This window comes from Streptococcus merionis DSM 19192 (assembly GCF_000380085.1).
GTDB classification, from domain to species: Bacteria; Bacillota; Bacilli; order Lactobacillales; family Streptococcaceae; genus Streptococcus; species Streptococcus merionis.
Genome location: NZ_KB904560.1, coordinates 47,118 through 65,962, shown reverse-complemented (window position 1 = coordinate 65,962; position 18,845 = coordinate 47,118). Strand labels below are relative to the sequence as shown.

The window sequence follows — 18,845 nt, the reverse complement described above, 5'->3', positions numbered from 1 at the left end:
CTCTTTTCACTTGTTTACACTACTTTCAATTATACCAAATTTTAAAGCTAATGAAAAAAATCATGAGCCTTAGAACCAACTCATGATTTCAATCATATACATATTCATCCGTACCTGTCTAGAGTAATAAATGTTTCCACCATTGACATAGAGTTCACCACCATGGATCAAGGCAATCGGGTGATGGTAGCGATAGGTTTGTCCTGTCGTATTTCCCAAGCTAGGCGCCACTATATCACGAGAATAAGCTTTAGCAACCTTAATGAGATTCTCACCGCCATGTTTAGCCACATAGTCCATATAATTTTTTCCAAAGTTATAGGCCTGAACAGCTGTCCAAAGGTCTACACCGACTTGTTCTGCATAGGTCATGTTATCCACTAGGACTTGGGCACCTTGGCGAATGCTCTCCTTGCTATCCGTAATGGTATTCGTGGTGCCATGAGCACTTTCGCTGGACTGCATAACATCGTCTGACTTGCCTTTTGTCTCTGTGTAAATCATGGCCAGAATCAAATTCTCGTCTGCTGAACTACCTGACTCCGCCAAAACTTCTCTCACCAAGGAACGATAGGTAAGAACATGCTGGACATCTCTATGAACCTTATAGCCTTGATACCCCAAAACCACTAATAGCAGTAATAAGAAAAACCGCCAAATTTTCTTCCTCATTTATTCTGGATAGCCTCGATATTCTTAATTAAAATGGAGTAAGTTCCATCAGGATTTTGGATAAATTCGACAGATTCCGCATCCTCATAGACATTATTGGGGACAATCAGTTCGATACCGTTTGACAGAGACAGTTTTTGATTCTCAAATTTTTTGAGTTGGCGGCTGGTATCGATTTGATCGAGTTTGACAGGATTGGGAATCGTTTCTTTAACCTGGTCGATAAAGCTGAGTTTGGCAGTCAGGTTTTGATCAAAAAGTTGATCAGCAAGCTTCTCAGGAGATAGGGCTTGATCCTCTTCCAAATTTTTATGAATAGCTGATTTGACCTTGGACTGAAATTGAAAATCGTCCTGATTAAAGCTAGCGGCAACCTTCTGAGCGGTCTGCTCCAAGGTTTTAATAGACTTTTGAGCCGAATGTTCTGGCTGTACTGCTAAGAGATGATCTGAAAAATAATTCAGAAAAGCGCCATTATGCTTAATCCGCTTCTCAATCAAAAGGTAGTTATGATTCTTCAAATTGACAATCAAAGCCTCGTCTGGAGGCGATCCAGCACCAGGCAGGTTATTCTGGGTCAAGGTAATCGGATTGTCCACCTCTGTTCCCATATGAGCCAGATTTTCGCGCAAAGCCAGTCGCATAAAGGCAAAATGCTTGATACCATTGCTCTCAAAATCGATAAAAATCAGATCATTCGTCTTTTGGTTTTCAGAGAGAACAAACTCTTCTCTCCATGCTTGGGCAATGTCTACAGACGTTGCCAACAAATCATCCGTCAATCGTGACAAAAAAGCATTTTCGAGATCAAAAATGCCCGTTTTTGCCTGATCCGAGTAGACACGTTCAAGTTTTTTCCGCAAGTATTCTTCAATCTTGGGTGTGATATTGAGTAACTTGTCCGCCAGAACAAGCTCTGTGTCTGCAGGGGTAAATTGATGAATGACGGCTTTTTTAATAAAAATATCCATCATCTACTCGTTTTCTATTTTAGTTTTCATAAAGTGGAAAAGCATCTGTCAAAACTTTAATCTCTTGACGGACTTTTGCCATCACGGATGCGTTATCAGCATTTTCAAGAACCGTGATAATAGCCTCAGCAATCTTCTTGCTCTCTTCAACTCCCATGCCACGGCTAGTGATGGCTGGAGTTCCAATACGAATACCTGATGTCTTAAATAGTGATAGGGTTTCGTACGGAATAGAGTTTTTGTTAAGAGTGATATTGGCTTCTTCAAGCAGGTCTTGTGCTACTTTACCATTTTCCACTAAAGCTGTCACATCTACCATGAAGAGATGATTGTCTGTACCACCTGAAATAACTCGTAGCTTGTCATGCTGGTTAAAGACCTCAGCCATAGCCTTGGCATTTTCAATCACATTAGCTGCGTAAATCTTAAATTCTGGATCCAGACATTCTTTGAAAGCGATAGCTTTGGCAGCAACCACATGCTCAAGTGGTCCGCCTTGAATTCCGGGGAAAATCGCCGAGTTGATTTTCTTAGCCAAATCTTCATCATTAGTCAAAATCAAGCCACCGCGAGGGCCACGAAGGGTTTTATGAGTCGTTGACGTCACAATATCTGCAAAAGGAACAGGATTTGGATGGAGACCAGCTGCCACAAGACCCGCGATATGAGCCATATCTACCATGAGCTTGGCACCCACACTATCAGCAATCTCACGGAATTTGGCAAAGTCAATCGTCCGTGAATAGGCTGAAGCACCAGCTACAATCAACTTAGGCTGCACTTCTTTAGCGGTTGCTGCAATCTGGTCGTAGTCCAACTCCTCCGTTTCCTTATCAACTGTATAAGGGACAAAGTTATAGGTCTTACCTGAGAAATTCACTGGAGATCCATGCGTTAAATGCCCACCAGCAGATAAATCCATCCCAAGAATGGTATCGCCTGGCTCAACCAAGGCAAGATAAGCACCAGCATTGGCTTGACTTCCTGAGTGCGGTTGAACATTGGCAAACTTAGCGCCAAAAATTTCCTTAGCACGGTCAATCGCTAGATTTTCAATCACATCGACAACATCTGTTCCCCCATAATAACGCTTGCCAGGGTAGCCTTCGGCATACTTGTTCGTCAAAATGGAACCTTGAGCGGCCATGACAGCTTTAGAAACGATATTTTCAGAAGCGATTAGCTCAATATTGTCTTGTTGACGGATTTCCTCGTTAGCAATAGCCTCCCAAACCTCTGGGTCAAAAGATTTGTAATCTGGTTTATCAAAAATCATCAATATCTCCTTTCATCTTGCGCTAGAATCAGACCAAGTCAGCCTGACTCCCAACGACTGTGTCTTATTCAGCAAATTTAACCATTTAGACAGGCAAACTTCCCTTATCTTAAAAAACATCCTATAGTTCTAGAGTATCTCTGAAAACTCTAGTATTTTCAACTTTGATTGACTGAAAAGCTTTTAATATCAGCATTTCAAAATTTCACAAATAGTTTTTAGAAGTGTTCTTAATATCAGCTCAAAACGATTTGAGGACAACGCGTTTTTAAGTCCTCCTCGGTAATCGCACCTCGTCTGAGGATTTTAGCTTTCTCTGCCGATAAATCCAATATCGTTGAATCCTGACCTGTCAAAGCCTTATCATCAGCAAGTCCTTTAACAACTTGACCAAACTGAGAAACGATTTCTTCAAAGATTTTTCCACTACTCTCACCAGAAATATTGGCAGAAGGCCCAATCAAGGGGCCGGTTTCTCTGATAATTTTTTGAGTCACAGGATGGTTTGGCAATCGAAAGCCGACTGTTTCTAAGCCAGAATTAACCCAAGTCGGAACTCTGTCGTTGGCCTGTAAAATGATGGTCAATGGACCTGGTAAAAAGGCTTCGAAAAGTTGAGGCAAAAAATCTGGTTGGTTTTTCGAAAAACGGTATATCTCCTCAAGACTAGCAACATTCAAGTTCATGGCCTTATCTCTTGGACGTTGTTTCAGATCGTAAACACGATTAACTGATGACTCTTCAAGCGCTTTTGCAAAGAGACCGTAAACCGTTTCTGTCGGCAAAATCACTGCACCACCACTTTTGATGACCTGTATTAAGTCAGCAGTATCACGATTATCAGCCACGATCCATCACCACCATTCGATCTTTGCCAAATTGGTCTTGTAAAATACGGACACGACTTTTCGGAAAATGCTCAGTCAGTAAGTGAGACACAGCCTTCCCTTGTTTGTACCCGATCTCAAAGTAAAGTTTACCGTTCCTTGTCAGGTGAGCAGAAGCCTTATCGATAATCTGACGGTAAATAGCCAGACCGTCCTCTTTAGCAAAGAGTGCTAAGTGAGGTTCCGAAGCAAGGACATTAACACCTACTTCCTCCCTATCTTCGTAGGCAATATAGGGAGGATTAGATACTATGATATCAAATTTTCCAGAAATCGCATCGAAAAGATCTGAAAGCATAAACCTTACAGACAAATTCTGAACATTCGCATTTTCAATAGCCACTTCAAGCGCTTTTTCCGAAATATCGCTAGCTAGCACAGACCACTCTGGACTTCCTTTTTTTAAGGCTAAAGCGATAGCCCCAGACCCCGTGCAGAGATCTAAAACCTTTAAAGTCTTCTGCGAATTTTCAGCTAAAATCAACTCTACCAACTCTTCCGTCTCAGGACGCGGAATGAGAACCCGTTCATCTACCTTAAGTTCCATACCTGCAAAAGGCGCATAGCCAAGAATATACTGAGCTGGCCGATGATTTTTCAATTGATGAAAGATAGTATCAATAAGCTTGCTATCCTGCGCGGACACTTCATCACGCAAAGAAAGCACCAAGTCCGTCAAAGACCAGCCTTTCAACTCACGAAAAACAATCTTTAGCGCTTCTCTTTCTTCGCCACAGGTAACTAACTCTTGTTCTAACTGGGCAAATAGTTGACCGTAAGTCATTATTGATTCAAAGATTCCAGTTTTTGCGTTTGATCATACAAAACCAAAGCATCTATGACTTCGTCCATCTTACCTGACAGAATCGTATCCAACTTCTGCAGGGTCAGACCAATTCGGTGGTCAGTCACTCGGTTTTGTGGGAAATTATAAGTTCGAATGCGCTCCGAACGATCTCCTGTACCAATAGTTGACTTACGTTCCGCATCCTGCTCGTCTTGGGCAATTTGGGCAAAATGATCAGCAACACGAGCACGAATGATTTTCATAGCCTTGTCACGGTTTTTTTGCTGAGTACGTTCTTCCTGCATTTCAACCTTGATGTTTGTTGGCAAGTGAACAATACGCACTGCAGTCGCAACCTTGTTGACGTTCTGCCCACCAGCACCTGAGGCATGGTAGATATCAACACGAAGGTCTTTAGGATCAATGTCGTATTCAACTTCTTCAACCTCTGGCATGATGAGTACTGTTGCTGTTGAAGTGTGAACACGCCCTTGGCTTTCTGTCACAGGGACACGTTGAACACGGTGGGCGCCTGATTCATACTTTAATTTTGAATAGACGGACTGACCAGAAACCATGGCAATGACTTCTTTAAAGCCACCGACACCATTTAGAGAGGTTTCCATAATTTCAAAGCGCCATCCCTGACTTTCTGCATACTTTTGGTACATAGCCAGAAGATCGCCCGCAAAAAGCGCTGCCTCATCACCACCCGCAGCACCACGAATTTCCAAGATGATATTCTTATCGTCATTGGGATCCTTTGGTAACAGTAAAATTTTAAGGCGTCCTTCCAGCTCTTCTTTGGCAACTTTGGAGTCTTTTAACTCTTCCTTAGCCATTTCTTCAAGCTCTGCGTCTCCACTAGCATCTTTAATCATTTCTTCAGCGTCAGCGATAGCCTGAATGACTTGCTTGTACTCACGGTAAGTAGCAACAGTCTCACGACTACTAGCTTCCTCGCGCGATAACGCCATAAACCGCTTGGTGTCTGAAACCACATCTGGGTCGCTCAGTAATTCTCCAAGCTCCTCGTAACGGTCTTCTACAGCCTGTAGTTGATCGTAAATATTCATTGTACACTCCTATGACTTATTAATATCCATTTTGCCAAATTCTGGATGGAAATAGTGTTTGCGACAAACCGACGTATAACTCTCATTACCACCAATTTGGATCTGAGCGCCTTCATAGACAGGCTTGCCATTTTCTGTACGAAGTACCATGGTTGCTTTCTTTTTACAAAAGTAGCAAATTGTCTTGATTTCATCAATCTTATCTGCTAGCAGTAGCAATTGCTCTGAACCTTCAAATAGATGGTTTTGAAAATCATTTTTAAGGCCAAATGCCATGACAGGGATGTTTAATTCATCCACAATCTGAGCCAGTTCATACACGGATTTCCGCGACAAGAAATGAGCTTCATCAACTAGGACACAATATGGTTTTGGAGAAAGAGCATTGACAAAATCATAAATATTCATCTCATCGTCAATAGCAATCGCATCCCGCTTCATGCCAATACGTGAAGAGACAACTCCGAATCCATCACGCGTATCAATGGCCGAAGTCATCAGAACAACAGACTTCCCTTGCTCCTCATAATTGTAGGCAACCTTTAAAATCTCGATGGTCTTACCAGAATTCATTGTCCCATACTTGTAATATAATTGTGCCATCTCACTAAAATCCTCTTATCCAAAAATTTACTCTTTATTGTATCATAAAATGAAAAATTTCGCATCCTTGATAAAGAATGAAAATGTATATATGAAGAAGCCAAGACAAGCGCATGCAGACATCTTCTCCTAGTTTTTCAGAAGCAATCGAAAGTATTTTGAAATGACAAAAGAAATATGAGTTCAAAATCCCCCAAGCATTATTTTGCCATTTTCAATAATTGATGTCCTTCATGTGTCTGTCGTGTGAAAACTCTTTCTGCAATGGTAATTTTCTCACTTTTAAGTTAGAATAGTTCTACAAAAGAAAAAGGAGTTTATGATGCCATTTGTTAAAATTGACCTTTTCGAAGGCCGCACAGACGAACAAAAGATTGCACTTGCCAAGGAAATAACGGAGGTTGTCATGAAACATACTGGCGCAAACCGTGAAGCTGTCCATGTCTTCATCAATGATCTGATGGAAGGGACCTATTTCCCACACGGTGAAATGAAACGGAAGTAAACAAGAGTGGGAGAAACTCTTACTAACTAAGAAAGGGGCTGCCTTGCTTTATATCCGTCTCATGCTCAGACAAAAAAGTTTCTCGGGCAATCGCAATAGAGGCCTTAATGGCCTTTTTTTGTGTACAAAAAAGGAGCTGGAAAACCAACTCCTTCTGTCTATATTACAATTCAATATCGCCGAACAAGTCTGCCATTGAGAAACCTGTTTGTGTTTCTGGCAATTCGTAGTCACGTTTTTCACGACGTGGACGACGCGGACGTGATTGGCGTTTTTCTGATTGTTCACCTTCAGCTTGTGCTGGACGCTCTTCCAAGGCTTTGATAGAAAGCGAAACACGTTCGTTTTCTGCATTCACTTCAAGAACTTTGACAGTTACATCTTGACCAACTGACAAAGCATCTTTTGGATTTTCAACACGCTTGTGTGAAATTTGTGAGATGTGAACCAAACCATCAATACCTGGTAGTACTTCAACGAAAGCACCGAAGTCAGTCAAACGTTTAACCTTACCTTCGATCACATCACCAGCTGCCAACTTTTGCTCTACACCATCCCATGGTCCAGGGGTAGTTGCTTTAAGAGACAATGACACGCGACCTGCTTCTTCATCGATAGCCAATACTTTCACTTCTACGTCTTCACCAACAGTTACAACTGATTTTGGTGAAACGTTGCGCTCATGTGACAATTCTGTCAAGTGAATCAAACCGTCAACACCACCAAGGTCAATAAATGCACCAAAGCTTGTGATACGAGCAACCTTACCAGTTACGATTGAACCAACTTCAAGTTTGCTAAATACTTCAGCACGTGCTTCAGCGGCTTGAGCTTCCACAACATCACGACGTGAAAGGATAAAGCGGTTTTCAGCTGGGTCAACTTCCTTGATCTTAGCTTCAATCTCTTGACCTACAAAACGTTCAGTGTTACGTGTAAAGCGCGTGTCGATCATTGATGCTGGGATGAAACCACGAAGTCCTTCAAACTCAACTGAAAGGCCACCTTTGACCGCACGTGTCACGGTAACTGTAACGACTTCATCTTCACGACCAATCAACTTGTCCCATGCCTTGCGAGCTTCTAAACGTTTCTTAGAAACAAGATAAGTCACAGTGTCAGTGTCTTTGCCAACAACTTGGCGAAGCACCAAAACTTCAAGTGTTTCACCTGGTTTAACCAAGTCAGCAACGCTTGTGTCGCGATCGCTAGTCAACTCTCGACGTGTCAATACGCCCTCAACACCTGTGCCAGAGATAACAACATTAGCTTGATCGTCATCAACGGTCAAAACTTCTGCAGTTACCACATCACCTGTGTTAACTTCACTTACACTGTTCAACAAATCTTCAAATTCGTTCATTATGAAAAAAACCTCCAACATCAGCTAGCCCGATTGCTAACTGATAAAAATATATTTTATTTAAGGCACCCGCAACGACAACAACGCTTTTTAAACGACGTCAGGCAAAGCCTGATACCTTGACTGGGGTAGCTGGATTCGAACCAACGCATGAGGGAGTCAAAGTCCCTTGCCTTACCGCTTGGCTATACCCCAAAATGTTACTACGGAAATGTCAGTAAGCTGACATTTCTGTGTATCTTAGTGAAGAGAGAAGTCCAAATCACAGAATCCAAAGGAGGACTTGAAATGACCATATCTAACACTAACTTATTCATTATACCATGGTTTTCTTGACTTTACAAGCATTTTAGTGAGTTAGATTATAATTTTCGATGATATTTCCTACTGCTTTTTCAAGAGACTTGAAAAATATTTCGGCATTTCCATTTTTGACAACTGCAAATTGGTTATCAGATAACTCTGCAACCTGTCCAATTTCTTTTTTGCCAAGCGTTAAAGCATAGCCTTCATAACTTTGACCACTAACCAACACCTTAGCATCTGCTAACTGAATTTCAATTTTCTTATCTTTTTTACTCATGTCTGTCACCTCACTTTTTCCATTTTACCTGAAAATTAAAAAGCTGGCAAGTGCCAGCAATCTATTGTTCGTCTACTTTAACAATCCAGCCATCTGGGGCTTCCACATCTCCAAACTGGATGCCAGTCAACTCGTCATAGAGACGACGGGTAACAGGTCCAACTTCCGTTTCACTGTAAAAGACATGAAGATCATCACCGTGTTGTACCCCACCAATAGGTGAGATGACGGCGGCTGTTCCACAGGCACCTGCTTCGACAAATTTATCTAAATCATCTAGGAAAATATCTCCTTCAATCGCCTTCATTCCCAAGCGATGCTCTGCTAAATAAAGCAAGGAATACTTGGTGATAGATGGCAAGATAGACGGGCTGAGTGGGGTAATAAATTCGTTGTCTGCTGTAATCCCAAAGAAATTCGCAGAGCCCACTTCTTCAATCTTGGTATGAGTAGCAGGGTCAAGATAGATAACATCTGAGAAACCACGTTCCTTCGCCAACTGACCTGGAACAAAACTTCCCGCATAGTTTCCGCCAACCTTGGCTGCACCTGTTCCATGAGGAGCCGCACGGTCATAGTCATCTTGGATAAGGAAATTCGTTGGTTGCAAGCCACCCTTGAAATAATTTCCTACCGGCATAGCAAAGACGGTAAAAATGTATTCATCTGCCGGCTTCACACCAATAATATCTCCAATACCAAGTAAAAGTGGACGAATGTAGAGAGTACCCCCACTACCGTAAGGTGGAACATAGTCTTGATTGGCCTGAACCACTTGCTTACAAGCATCAATAAACATATCCTCCGGCACTGGTGCCATCATGAGACGTTCTGCTGTACGTTGCAAACGTTTCGCATTCTGATCTGGTCGAAAGAGCTGAATCGATCCATCCTTGGTTCGATAAGCCTTCAGTCCTTCGAATGCTTGCTGACCATAGTGCAAACTGGTAGAACACTCAGAAATATGCAGGGTCGCATCCTCTGTTAACTCACCTTTTTGCCATTGTCCATCTTTGTAATATGCCAAGTAACGATAGGGTAATTTCATGTAACTGAATCCTAAATTTTCCCAATCTAATGCTTTTGTCATAGCTGCCTCCTCAATTAGTTTTACTCTATTTTACCCTTTTCACTAAAGATTGCAAATTATTTTCATAATTTTCGCACAAATTTCCAAATTTCCGAATAAAAAAACATCTCAAACTTGCTGAATGAGATGTCGGTATCACGAGACTTGTTCGAAAATCCATTTTTATCGTTTTAAATTGTCAGGTCACTGTTACTTAAAACGATTGAGAAGCCTCAGCTTTAGATTTTCGAGCCAGTCTATTATTTGATTTTGGCCGCAAAAACACCTTGATCAGAGATGGTATCTGAGACAAAGGAACCGTTACTAGTTCGCTCTGATAGACTAAGATGATCAAGAGCAACTTCTACAGTCTGTCCCGTTGTTGAAGTGATAACTAAAATCTGACTATCAGATTCCGTCACTTCTGTCACAAAAAGGTTTAGATCTCCCGTTTGATCAGTCATGACATTTCCAGCTGCAAATACACGATGAGGTTTATTTTTCAACTCCCGCAAGACTTGCAAACCACGATTAGCACGACTGGTCGCAGGAATATCAGAAAAGGCCATGCGCTTGAGGCTACCACGTTGCGTCAGAAGGTAGAATGACGATGTATTGACAAGCAAGACTGCTGCTACAGTGTCGTCACCCTTGAGATTGATAGCCTTAACACCTGCCGCCTTGGCACCGACCACAGGAACTTCCTCGATATTAAAGCGCAAAGCGTAGCCTTTTGTCGTGATCAACAGAACATCATCTAGCTGAATTGGAGCAACCGTGATAATCAGATCATCAGTATTTTTGAGTTTCGCATACTTGACGGATTTAGATTTGTAAGTTCTCCACGGTGTGAATTCCTTTCGAATCACACGCTTGATTTGACCTAATTTAGTTACTGCGAAGTATGTCGTCATCTCATCAAAGCTATCTACGATTTCTGCACGAATAACGTTTTCTGCAGTATCATAATTTGTGATGCTCTGGCTCAGGTGTTCGCCGATGTCTTTCCACTTGATGTCAGCTAACTCATGAACCGGTCGATAGATGACATTGCCAAGATCGGTGAAAAGCAAGAGGTGCTGAGTTGTCTTAGCTAATTGATAGAAAATCAAATCATCCTCGTCTCGTTTGCCGATTTCCTCTAACTGAGAAGCTGAGAAGGACCGTGGACTAGTACGCTTGATATAACCACCACGCGTCACACTGACATAGGTTTCTTCCTCAGTAATGAGGCTAGCAGTATCAATTTCAATCACTACTGCTTCTGCTTGCAATTCAGAACGGCGCGGTGTCGCAAATTTTTTCTTGACTTCACGCAATTCGCGCTTCATGAGATTAAACATGGTCGCTTCATCACCAATAATAGCAGCCAGTGTTTGGATTGTGTCACGCAGCTCTGCTTCTTCATTTTCCAAAGTGACAATGTCGGTATTGGTCAAACGATAAAGCTGCAAGGTCACGATGGCTTCTGCCTGCTCCTCAGAGAAATCGTAGCTGATTTTAAGATTTTCCTTGGCGTCAGCCTTATTCTCCGAGGCACGAATAAGCGCAATCACCTCGTCCAAAATGGAAATAACCCGAATCAATCCCTCAACAATGTGAAGGCGTTTTTCTGCCTTGGCCTTGTCAAATTTAGAACGTGCAACGATGATATCTTTGCGGTGAGCAATGTAACTGGACAAAATCTTCTGGAGACCAACTTGACGCGGAGTGAAATTGTCAATGGCTACCATATTGAAGTTGTAATTAACCTGCAAATCCGTGTATTTGAACAGGTAATTCAGAATTGTCTGGCTGTCGGCATCTTTTTTTAGCTCGATAGCAATGCGAAGACCTGTTCGGTCAGATTCATCGCGGACTTCCACGATGCCAGGCACTTTGTTATTGACACGGACATCGTCAATTTTCTTGACCAGAACTGCCTTGTTGATGTCGTAAGGAATCTCTGTGACAACGATCTGCTCCTTACCACCTTTTAGGTTTTCAATCTCCGTCCGACTGCGAACCACGATACGACCTTTACCTGTTTCATAGGCTTTTTTGATTTCGTCTTGCCCTTGAATAATGGCTCCTGTCGGAAAATCTGGACCAGGTAAAAACTCCATGAGCTTGTCTAACTTGGCTTTTGGATGGTCAATCATGTAAATGACAGCATCGATGACTTCTGCCAAGTTATGAGGTGGAATGTCCGTCGCATAACCTGCTGAGATCCCTGTTGCTCCATTGACAAGAAGATTAGGGAAGGCAGCTGGCAAGACTGTTGGTTCTTTCTCGGTATCGTCAAAGTTCCAAGCCCAAGGGACAGTTTTTTTGTCAATATCCTGAAGAAGGTGGCCTGCAATCTCTGAAAGACGAGCTTCCGTGTAACGCATAGCGGCTGGCGGATCTCCGTCCATAGAACCATTATTTCCGTGCATTTCAACAAGAATATCACGATTTTTCCAATCTTGGGACATGCGGACCATGGCATCATAAATAGAACTGTCACCGTGGGGGTGAAAGTTACCCATGATATTCCCGACTGATTTAGCCGACTTGCGGTAGCCTTTGTCGTGAGTATTGCCGTCCTTATTCATAGAATAAAGAATACGACGCTGAACGGGTTTTAGCCCGTCACGAATGTCAGGAAGCGCCCGCTCCTGAATGATATACTTAGAGTAGCGCCCAAAGCGCTCTCCCATGATGTCCTCAAGGGACATGTTTTGAATTGTTGACATAATTAAGATACAAAGCCCGTTGAAAAGACAAAGTCAAAATAGAAAATCGACGGAAAATCCTGATTTTCTAGGCGATTTACACTAAAGCAGACACAGCTGTAAAAATTTAAACACCTGTGTCTCTTTTTGACACATTCTTTAGGGCGTGTTCAGTTAGGAGAGCTAGCTGAACAATCCTTTCTTTGTTTCTTGGTATTAAAGGAATTATTCCTTCTTTGCTTTCTTTATATTCCTAAGGCTTTAAAGTAGATGACGATAGATATCCGCAATTGCTCGATAATGTTCCAACAAGTCCTTGTCGCACAGCTCCATTGCTCTCTTTTTAAACAATGATTCTCACCACAAAAATAGCGTTTAAAATGGAGTTGGTAGCTTTCATCAAATAATCATTTTGATGAAAGCTAATTAAGCCTTCTACCTTTGATAACACGATGGTTTCTAATGCTTTGCTTTACCTTGCTTTGCCTTCCATTTCCGATAGGCGTCAATGTCATCATTGACCAGCTTCCAACAAGTACCAATGACAAGAGCATCGTCTAATTGGCCAAGGATTGGAATCCAGTCTGGAACGACATCAAGTGGCGACAGAAAATAAAGTAGAGCACTGACAATAGCTACCATCGTTTTAAACGGAACTTTAGTATAGTCCTTTTTCCAGTAGCTTCTCAACATGCCAATTAAGGTTGGAACAGACTTTAATTCCTTACTGATAAAGGGAATCCATTTGATTTTTCGTTCTAATTTGGTTAAAAATGTTTCAACCTTAGCATCGTCATTGAGTAAGTTTTCAGCTTTAGCATAGCGTTTCTTGAGTTCATCAAAGGCTGCTTGCTTTGAAATGGTTTTTGGCATAGGATCCTCCTATTTTGAAAATGCTGTATTTTCCTCTAATGTAAAGCGTACATTGTCCTCGATCCACTGTCTGCGCGGCGCGGGCTTATCTCCCATGAGAACGGAGACACGACGCTCAGCACGCGCCAAATCATCAATGGTTACGCGAATCAGAGTGCGAGTTTCTGGATTCATGGTTGTTTCCCAAAGTTGATCAGCATTCATCTCGCCGAGACCTTTGTAGCGTTGAAGCAAAGCTCCTTTACCAAATTGCTGGCGCAGATCATCAAGTTCACCGTCAGACCAGGCATACTCAATTATCTCATTCTTGCCCTTGCCTTTGGACATTTTATAAAGCGGCGGTAGAGCAATGTAAACATGACCCGCTTCAACTAGTGGTCGCATGTAACGGTAAAAGAACGTTAACAACAAGGTCTGGATATGGGCACCATCGGTATCAGCATCTGTCATGATGATAATTTTATCGTAGTTGATGTCATCAAGGCTAAAATCTGCCCCTACTCCTGCACCAATCGTATAAATCATGGTGTTGATTTCCTCATTTTTGAGGATATCCGTCATCTTGGCTTTCTCAGTGTTGAGGACCTTACCACGTAGGGGAAGGATGGCCTGGAACTTGCGGTCACGGCCTTGCTTGGCAGATCCACCGGCAGAATCCCCTTCGACGAGGTAAAGTTCGTTCTTCTGAGGATTTTTAGACTGTGCTGGCGTTAATTTCCCAGACAAGAGCCCCTTATCTTTCTTAGTCTTCTTGCCAGACCTAGCATCATCGCGAGCCTTGCGGGCAGCTTCTCTGGCATCACGCGCCTTGATAGCTTTGCGAATAAGGTTTGCTGCCAACTCTCCGTTTTCCATTAGGAAAAAGATAAGTTTTTCCGAAACAATCCCATCGACAATGGGACGAGCTAAAGGAGACCCTAACTTGTCCTTGGTTTGACCTTCAAACTGCAAATGCTCCTCAGGAACCAGAATTGACAAAACAGCAGACAGGCCCTCACGATAATCAGAACCATCCAGATTTTTGTCCTTTTCTTTTAAAAGTCCTGTCTTTCTGGCATAATCGTTCATGGCCTTAGTGATGGCTGTTTTCAATCCTGTTTCGTGTGTGCCACCGTCTTTGGTGCGGACATTGTTGACAAAGGATAAGATATTGTCTGAGAAGCCATCATTGTACTGCATAGCCACTTCGACTTGGAAGTTCGACTCTTCGCCCGTAAAATAAAGGACTGGGGTTAAGGTTTCCTTATCTTCGTTCAGATACTCCACAAAATCTTGAACCCCGTTTTCATAATGAAACTCGACAGACTCGCCGATACGCTCATCGGTCAAAGACAAGGTCACGTCTTTTAGTAAGAAAGCTGATTCGTTCAGTCGTTCTGCAATGGTATTATACTTAAAATCTGTGGTTGAGAAAATGGTTTTATCAGGCATAAAGCTGACTTTGGTGCCTGATTTCGACTTAGGAGCCGTGCCAATTTTTTTCAAGGTCGTTACTGGCTTACCACCGTCTTCGAAACGTTGTCGATAAACATGGCCATCCCTTGTGATTTCAACTTCCAACCAGCTAGACAGGGCATTGACCACCGAAGAGCCAACCCCGTGGAGACCACCAGAAGTCTTATAGCCACCTTGACCGAATTTTCCGCCTGCGTGAAGCACGGTAAAAATAACCTCAACCGTAGGAATCCCCATCGCATGAAGACCTGTCGGCATCCCCCGCCCGTGGTCAGTGACGGTCAGAGAACCGTCCTTATTGATCATCACATCAATGCGATCACCAAAGCCTGATAGGGCTTCATCAACCGCATTGTCAACAATTTCCCAAACCAGGTGATGAAGACCGGTGCCATCGGTTGACCCGATATACATACCAGGACGCTTACGGACGGCATCCAGACCCTCTAAAACCTGAATGGCATCGTCATTATAATTATTTACATTAATCTCTTTCTTAGCCAAGGCTTCCCTCCAGAATTATCATCTGTACTATCTTACCGATTTTTTCCAGAAAATGCAAAAGTTTTCACTAGTTAATCCCTCAAGTTCTATGTTATAATCACCTTATGACTATTTTACTCTTAATTATAGCCTATTTGCTAGGTTCGATACCTTCTGGCCTTTGGATCGGCCAAATCTTTTTTAAGGTTAATTTACGCGACTATGGCTCAGGAAATACCGGAACTACCAATACCTTTCGGATTTTGGGCAAAAAAGCCGGTATTATCGTCTTCTTGCTCGATTTTTTCAAAGGAACTTTGGCAACGCTGCTTCCTATCTGGTTTGGAGTGACCGAGCTGTCTCCATTGATTTTTGGAATGCTAGCCGTCATCGGGCACACTTTTCCGATTTTTGCGCAGTTCAAAGGCGGGAAGGCTGTAGCGACCAGCGCTGGTATGCTCTTTGGTTTTATTCCAATCTATTGTCTCTTGCTCATTGCGGTTTTTGCAGGAACGCTTTACCTGACATCTATGATTTCCTATTCTAGCGTGGTAGCAGCTGTGACAGCTATTGTATCTGTCCTTATCCTTCCTCAACTGGGCATTCTGCTACCCAAGGATTGGGTGCTTACCGTAGTGGTACTTGTTGTCGCCAGCATTGTCATTGTCCGCCATCGGGAAAATACTCAGCGCATTCGGCAAAAACGGGAAAATTTGATTCCTTGGGGACTGAATATAACCAATCAGAAACCTCATGTTAAGTAACTTTCAATTTTACATCACGTTAAAACACTGTGTCACCAATTGAGCACAGTGTTTTTTGATGCCATTTGACCGTTAGAATAATTCAGAGACTACATAACTCCGAACAAGAGTTTTCTTGAGCAGCTTGAGTAGAAGCACTTTTTGAAATTCAAAAAAAGTCATCGTCAGTTCGTTTTAATGGACTCCATTTTCTAAAATCGGATTCTTGCTACTCTTGATTTGCTTTGAGGATAGGATTTCTCAATAAATATCGCGTTTCGGAATAAGTCTATTGCTACAGCAGCTCATCAATCAGTTCAGAAACCTGATCCACTTCTGCTTCAGGAGTAATCTCTGTAACCACAATACCTGCTACTGCTCGCTTAACAAGCCCCTCAACATCCAAGCGTGCTTCATACTGCTCTACATTTTTTAGCTTAGGATTCGTCTTGGGCCGATCAGGTGCAAAAATCGTACAACAGTCCTCGAAAGGCTGAATTGAAATCTCAAAGGTATCTATTTTCTCAGCCAAATCAATAATTTCCAACTTGTCCATGGTCACTACAGGACGAATGACAGGCGTGCTGGTTACGGCATTGATAGCCTGCATAGACTCCAAGGTCTGGCTCGCTACCTGTCCAAGACTTTCACCATTTATAATCACCATACCGTCGCGTTTTTCACGGATAGCATCTGTAATCCGCATCATAAAACGGCGGGTCAGGGTCATCAGATAAGCTTCTGGAGCCTTTTCCTTGATTTCCTCCTGAATTTCCGTAAAGGGCACTTCGATAAACTGAATATTCCCACCAAATTTAGTCAATTTGCGGGTCAAATCATGAGCTTTCTTGAGCGCACCTGGACTGGTATAAGGAGGGCTAGCGAAATGAACCGCTTCAATATCCACCCCACGTTTGAGAGCTAGATAGCCCGCCACTGGAGAGTCAATTCCACCAGAGAGCATGAGCATGCCTTTACCAGAAGTTCCGACAGGCAGGCCACCAGCTCCTCGAAGGGTTTCGTGGGAGATATAAGCCGCATCTGTACGGATTTCCACACGAAGTACAACATCCGCTCCTTTCATTTGCACCTGAATCTCAGGAATGACCTCAAAAACAGCTGCACCTAGCGTATGGTTAAGTTCGACGGAATCCAATTCAAAGCTGTGATCGCTGCGCTTAGTCACGACTTTAAAGGTCATCCCTGGCTGGTAAACAGTCTTCATGATCGTCTGAACAGCCTTCTTCAAGGCCGGTACGGACTTCTCCACCTTATAAGACGGTGAATAGGTTTGAATGCCAAAAACGTTGGACAAAGCTTCTGAAACAGCCTTGTAATCAGCGCCGTTGAGGTAAACATGACCACGATCGCGATCGGCTGTTACGGTAACCTCTGGAAAAATCGTTAAAACATCTGCGACATTGCGTCTAAGTTTTCCAATAAACCGCATGCGGTTTTTACCCTTGGTTGAGAGTTCGCCATAACGGATTAAAATTTCTGAGTATTGCATGGTTTTACTTTCTTATCTGATTTTCTGTGTTTGGTGATCAATCTGCCCTAAAATGGTCAAAAAATGCTCAATCTGGCTCATATCCGTGTCATCTCCTAGACTGACTCGCACAGCGGTTTGAGCCAATTTTTGTGGCACTCCCATGGCAAGCAAGGTTCCAGCAGGCTTGCCTGCTTTAGAGGAACAAGCAGAGGTCGTCGAAATGTAAATCTCATGACTTTCAAAAGCATGAACAACAACTTCACCACGTACATTTTTGAGACCAAAGGTAATAATACTATCTGTAAAATTCTCCTGACCTGAGAAGACTGTGATGTCGGGATAGGTCGCTAACGCCTTTAAAATAACTTGCTTCATGGCTTTTTGACGATTATTGACCACCTCAAATCGCTCCATTGTCATGCGAAGCGCCTTGGCTGTCGCTGCAATGCCAGCAACATTTTCTGTCGTTGATCGCAAATCCTGCTCTTGACCACCACCTGTTAAAAGTGGAGTTAGCCTTTTGCTGGCTTTTTTGTAGATAAAGCCAACGCCTCTTGGACCATGGAATTTGTGACTAGAAAAGGTCGCAAAATCCACTCGAGGGGTCAAATACATTTCCGTTGGAATCTTCCCAACAGCTTGGACAGCATCAACATGAAAGGAAATGGTCGGTCGATCTTCCAGAAGTTTTGAAATTTGCGGAATCGGCTGAATGGCACCGATTTCATTATTGACAGCCATGATCGATACCAAAATCGTATCGGATCTGATAAGCTTCTCCAAAGCCTCTAGATCCACAAATCCGTCTTTAGTCACTGGCGCCAAATCCACCTCAAATCCTTGAGTTTTAAGCCAAAGAGCGGACTCTTTGACTGCGGGGTGCTCGATAGCTGACACGATGATGTGCTTGCCAAAGGCTTGTTTTTCAAAAGCTACACCCTTGATGACCCAATTATCCCCTTCAGTACCGCCCGATGTGAAGAAAATCTCCTCGGGCGACTTCCCTAATAGATCAGCAATTTGCTTGCGTGACGCGTCTAAAATCCGTGTTGCCTGCGTTCCCAAACGATGAAGAGAGCTAGGATTTCCCCAGATTTTTTCAGACACTTCTTTGTAAGTGTGTAAAACCTCAGGATAAGGCTGGGTTGTTGCACTATTGTCAAGATAAATCATGATTTCTGTCTTTCTAATCTTCGAGGTAGAATTGCCATATCTTCAAATTATAGCACAAGAATACCATTTAATCCAAAACGAGGGACAAAAAGGAGCGAGACAAAATCAAAACGATTTTGTAGCTCTGCTCCCGCAAGG

General features: G+C 42.8%; 17 protein-coding genes and 1 tRNA gene. 2 read left to right on the top strand and 16 right to left on the bottom strand.

What is annotated here, in order from left to right; translation table 11 throughout:
- Positions 1-69: 69 nt before the first annotated feature.
- The 7 genes from A3I5_RS0110805 to A3I5_RS0110775 all read right to left on the bottom strand — a co-directional run bounded on the left by A3I5_RS0110805 (position 70) and on the right by A3I5_RS0110775 (position 6,272).
- Positions 70-672 (bottom strand): lysozyme family protein, encoded by a 603-nt coding sequence (locus A3I5_RS0110805; protein WP_026217044.1) that lies wholly within the window; start codon positions 670-672, stop codon positions 70-72.
- Entirely contained in the window at positions 669-1,643 is a 975-nt protein-coding gene (locus A3I5_RS0110800) for a nucleoid-associated protein (RefSeq protein WP_018374624.1), read from the bottom strand. Before A3I5_RS0110800 ends, A3I5_RS0110805 begins: the two co-directional genes overlap by 4 nt.
- Before the next feature lie 19 nt (positions 1,644-1,662).
- Complete coding sequence (gene glyA / locus A3I5_RS0110795) at positions 1,663-2,919, bottom strand: serine hydroxymethyltransferase (RefSeq protein ID WP_018374623.1); 1,257 nt, start codon at positions 2,917-2,919, stop codon at positions 1,663-1,665.
- A 236-nt stretch (positions 2,920-3,155) separates the two neighbouring features.
- A complete protein-coding gene (locus A3I5_RS0110790) occupies positions 3,156-3,767 on the bottom strand; it encodes an L-threonylcarbamoyladenylate synthase (protein ID WP_018374622.1) in 612 nt (203 codons plus the stop codon).
- The gene (gene prmC / locus A3I5_RS0110785; protein WP_018374621.1) at positions 3,760-4,590 is read right to left on the bottom strand and encodes a peptide chain release factor N(5)-glutamine methyltransferase; all 831 of its coding nucleotides are present in this window, start codon (positions 4,588-4,590) and stop codon (positions 3,760-3,762) included. The genes A3I5_RS0110790 and prmC overlap by 8 nt, the downstream gene beginning before the upstream one ends.
- Positions 4,590-5,669 carry a peptide chain release factor 1 gene (gene prfA / locus A3I5_RS0110780; RefSeq protein ID WP_018374620.1) on the bottom strand — a complete coding sequence of 360 codons (1,080 nt, stop codon included), beginning with the start codon at positions 5,667-5,669 and terminating at the stop codon, positions 4,590-4,592. The genes prmC and prfA overlap by 1 nt, the downstream gene beginning before the upstream one ends.
- A 9-nt stretch (positions 5,670-5,678) precedes the next feature.
- On the bottom strand, positions 5,679-6,272 hold the full coding sequence (locus A3I5_RS0110775; RefSeq protein ID WP_018374619.1) for a thymidine kinase: 594 nt from the start codon (positions 6,270-6,272) through the stop codon (positions 5,679-5,681).
- Between the two features lie 322 nt (positions 6,273-6,594).
- Here A3I5_RS0110775 and A3I5_RS0110770 point away from each other — a divergent pair, with 322 nt between their 5' ends.
- Positions 6,595-6,777, top strand: coding sequence for a 4-oxalocrotonate tautomerase (locus A3I5_RS0110770; RefSeq protein ID WP_018374618.1), 183 nt, complete (start codon positions 6,595-6,597; stop codon positions 6,775-6,777).
- A 163-nt stretch (positions 6,778-6,940) separates the two neighbouring features.
- On the opposite strand, the gene rpsA is transcribed toward A3I5_RS0110770, so the two are convergent.
- The 7 genes from rpsA to parE form a co-directional block, all read right to left on the bottom strand.
- Complete coding sequence (gene rpsA / locus A3I5_RS0110760; RefSeq protein WP_018374616.1) at positions 6,941-8,140, bottom strand: 30S ribosomal protein S1; 1,200 nt, start codon at positions 8,138-8,140, stop codon at positions 6,941-6,943.
- A 123-nt stretch (positions 8,141-8,263) separates the two neighbouring features.
- Positions 8,264-8,335: transfer RNA gene (locus tag A3I5_RS0110755), tRNA-Gln, on the bottom strand.
- Positions 8,336-8,489: 154 nt separating this feature from the next.
- Complete coding sequence (locus tag A3I5_RS0110750) at positions 8,490-8,723, bottom strand: DUF2969 domain-containing protein (protein WP_018374615.1); 234 nt, start codon at positions 8,721-8,723, stop codon at positions 8,490-8,492.
- 61 nt (positions 8,724-8,784) lie between these two features.
- Positions 8,785-9,813, bottom strand: a complete 1,029-nt coding sequence (locus A3I5_RS0110745; RefSeq protein ID WP_018374614.1) for a branched-chain amino acid aminotransferase — start codon at positions 9,811-9,813, stop codon at positions 8,785-8,787.
- Positions 9,814-10,052: 239 nt separating this feature from the next.
- Complete coding sequence (gene parC / locus A3I5_RS0110740) at positions 10,053-12,509, bottom strand: DNA topoisomerase IV subunit A (RefSeq protein WP_026217043.1); 2,457 nt, start codon at positions 12,507-12,509, stop codon at positions 10,053-10,055.
- 438 nt (positions 12,510-12,947) lie between these two features.
- Entirely contained in the window at positions 12,948-13,361 is a 414-nt protein-coding gene (locus tag A3I5_RS0110735) for a YkvA family protein (protein ID WP_018374612.1), read from the bottom strand.
- 9 nt (positions 13,362-13,370) lie between these two features.
- Positions 13,371-15,320, bottom strand: coding sequence for a DNA topoisomerase IV subunit B (gene parE / locus A3I5_RS0110730; RefSeq protein ID WP_018374611.1), 1,950 nt, complete (start codon positions 15,318-15,320; stop codon positions 13,371-13,373).
- A 104-nt stretch (positions 15,321-15,424) separates the two neighbouring features.
- On the opposite strand from parE, the gene plsY reads away from it, so the two are divergent.
- The gene (gene plsY / locus A3I5_RS0110725; protein ID WP_018374610.1) at positions 15,425-16,063 is read left to right on the top strand and encodes a glycerol-3-phosphate 1-O-acyltransferase PlsY; all 639 of its coding nucleotides are present in this window, start codon (positions 15,425-15,427) and stop codon (positions 16,061-16,063) included.
- A gap of 274 nt (positions 16,064-16,337) precedes the next feature.
- On the opposite strand, the gene thiI is transcribed toward plsY, so the two are convergent.
- Together thiI and A3I5_RS0110715 are read right to left on the bottom strand one after the other, a co-directional pair.
- Entirely contained in the window at positions 16,338-17,552 is a 1,215-nt protein-coding gene (gene thiI / locus A3I5_RS0110720; protein WP_018374609.1) for a tRNA uracil 4-sulfurtransferase ThiI, read from the bottom strand.
- A gap of 12 nt (positions 17,553-17,564) precedes the next feature.
- Positions 17,565-18,707: a cysteine desulfurase family protein gene (locus A3I5_RS0110715; protein WP_018374608.1), complete on the bottom strand. Its 1,143-nt coding sequence runs from the start codon at positions 18,705-18,707 to the stop codon at positions 17,565-17,567.
- Positions 18,708-18,845 lie beyond the last annotated feature (138 nt).

Bases quoted from the DNA above. Each gene is read 5' to 3' on its own strand.
- A3I5_RS0110805 (WP_026217044.1), bottom strand. From the start codon at position 672: ATGAGGAAGAAAATTTGGCGGTTTTTCTTATTACTGCTATTAGTGGTT.
- A3I5_RS0110800 (WP_018374624.1), bottom strand. From the start codon at position 1,643: ATGGATATTTTTATTAAAAAAGCCGTCATTCATCAATTTACCCCTGCA.
- glyA (WP_018374623.1), bottom strand. From the start codon at position 2,919: ATGATTTTTGATAAACCAGATTACAAATCTTTTGACCCAGAGGTTTGG.
- prmC (WP_018374621.1), bottom strand. From the start codon at position 4,590: ATGACTTACGGTCAACTATTTGCCCAGTTAGAACAAGAGTTAGTTACC.
- prfA (WP_018374620.1), bottom strand. From the start codon at position 5,669: ATGAATATTTACGATCAACTACAGGCTGTAGAAGACCGTTACGAGGAG.
- A3I5_RS0110775 (WP_018374619.1), bottom strand. From the start codon at position 6,272: ATGGCACAATTATATTACAAGTATGGGACAATGAATTCTGGTAAGACC.
- A3I5_RS0110770 (WP_018374618.1), top strand. From the start codon at position 6,595: ATGCCATTTGTTAAAATTGACCTTTTCGAAGGCCGCACAGACGAACAA.
- rpsA (WP_018374616.1), bottom strand. From the start codon at position 8,140: ATGAACGAATTTGAAGATTTGTTGAACAGTGTAAGTGAAGTTAACACA.
- A3I5_RS0110750 (WP_018374615.1), bottom strand. From the start codon at position 8,723: ATGAGTAAAAAAGATAAGAAAATTGAAATTCAGTTAGCAGATGCTAAG.
- A3I5_RS0110745 (WP_018374614.1), bottom strand. From the start codon at position 9,813: ATGACAAAAGCATTAGATTGGGAAAATTTAGGATTCAGTTACATGAAA.
- parC (WP_026217043.1), bottom strand. From the start codon at position 12,509: ATGTCAACAATTCAAAACATGTCCCTTGAGGACATCATGGGAGAGCGC.
- A3I5_RS0110735 (WP_018374612.1), bottom strand. From the start codon at position 13,361: ATGCCAAAAACCATTTCAAAGCAAGCAGCCTTTGATGAACTCAAGAAA.
- plsY (WP_018374610.1), top strand. From the start codon at position 15,425: ATGACTATTTTACTCTTAATTATAGCCTATTTGCTAGGTTCGATACCT.
- thiI (WP_018374609.1), bottom strand. From the start codon at position 17,552: ATGCAATACTCAGAAATTTTAATCCGTTATGGCGAACTCTCAACCAAG.
- A3I5_RS0110715 (WP_018374608.1), bottom strand. From the start codon at position 18,707: ATGATTTATCTTGACAATAGTGCAACAACCCAGCCTTATCCTGAGGTT.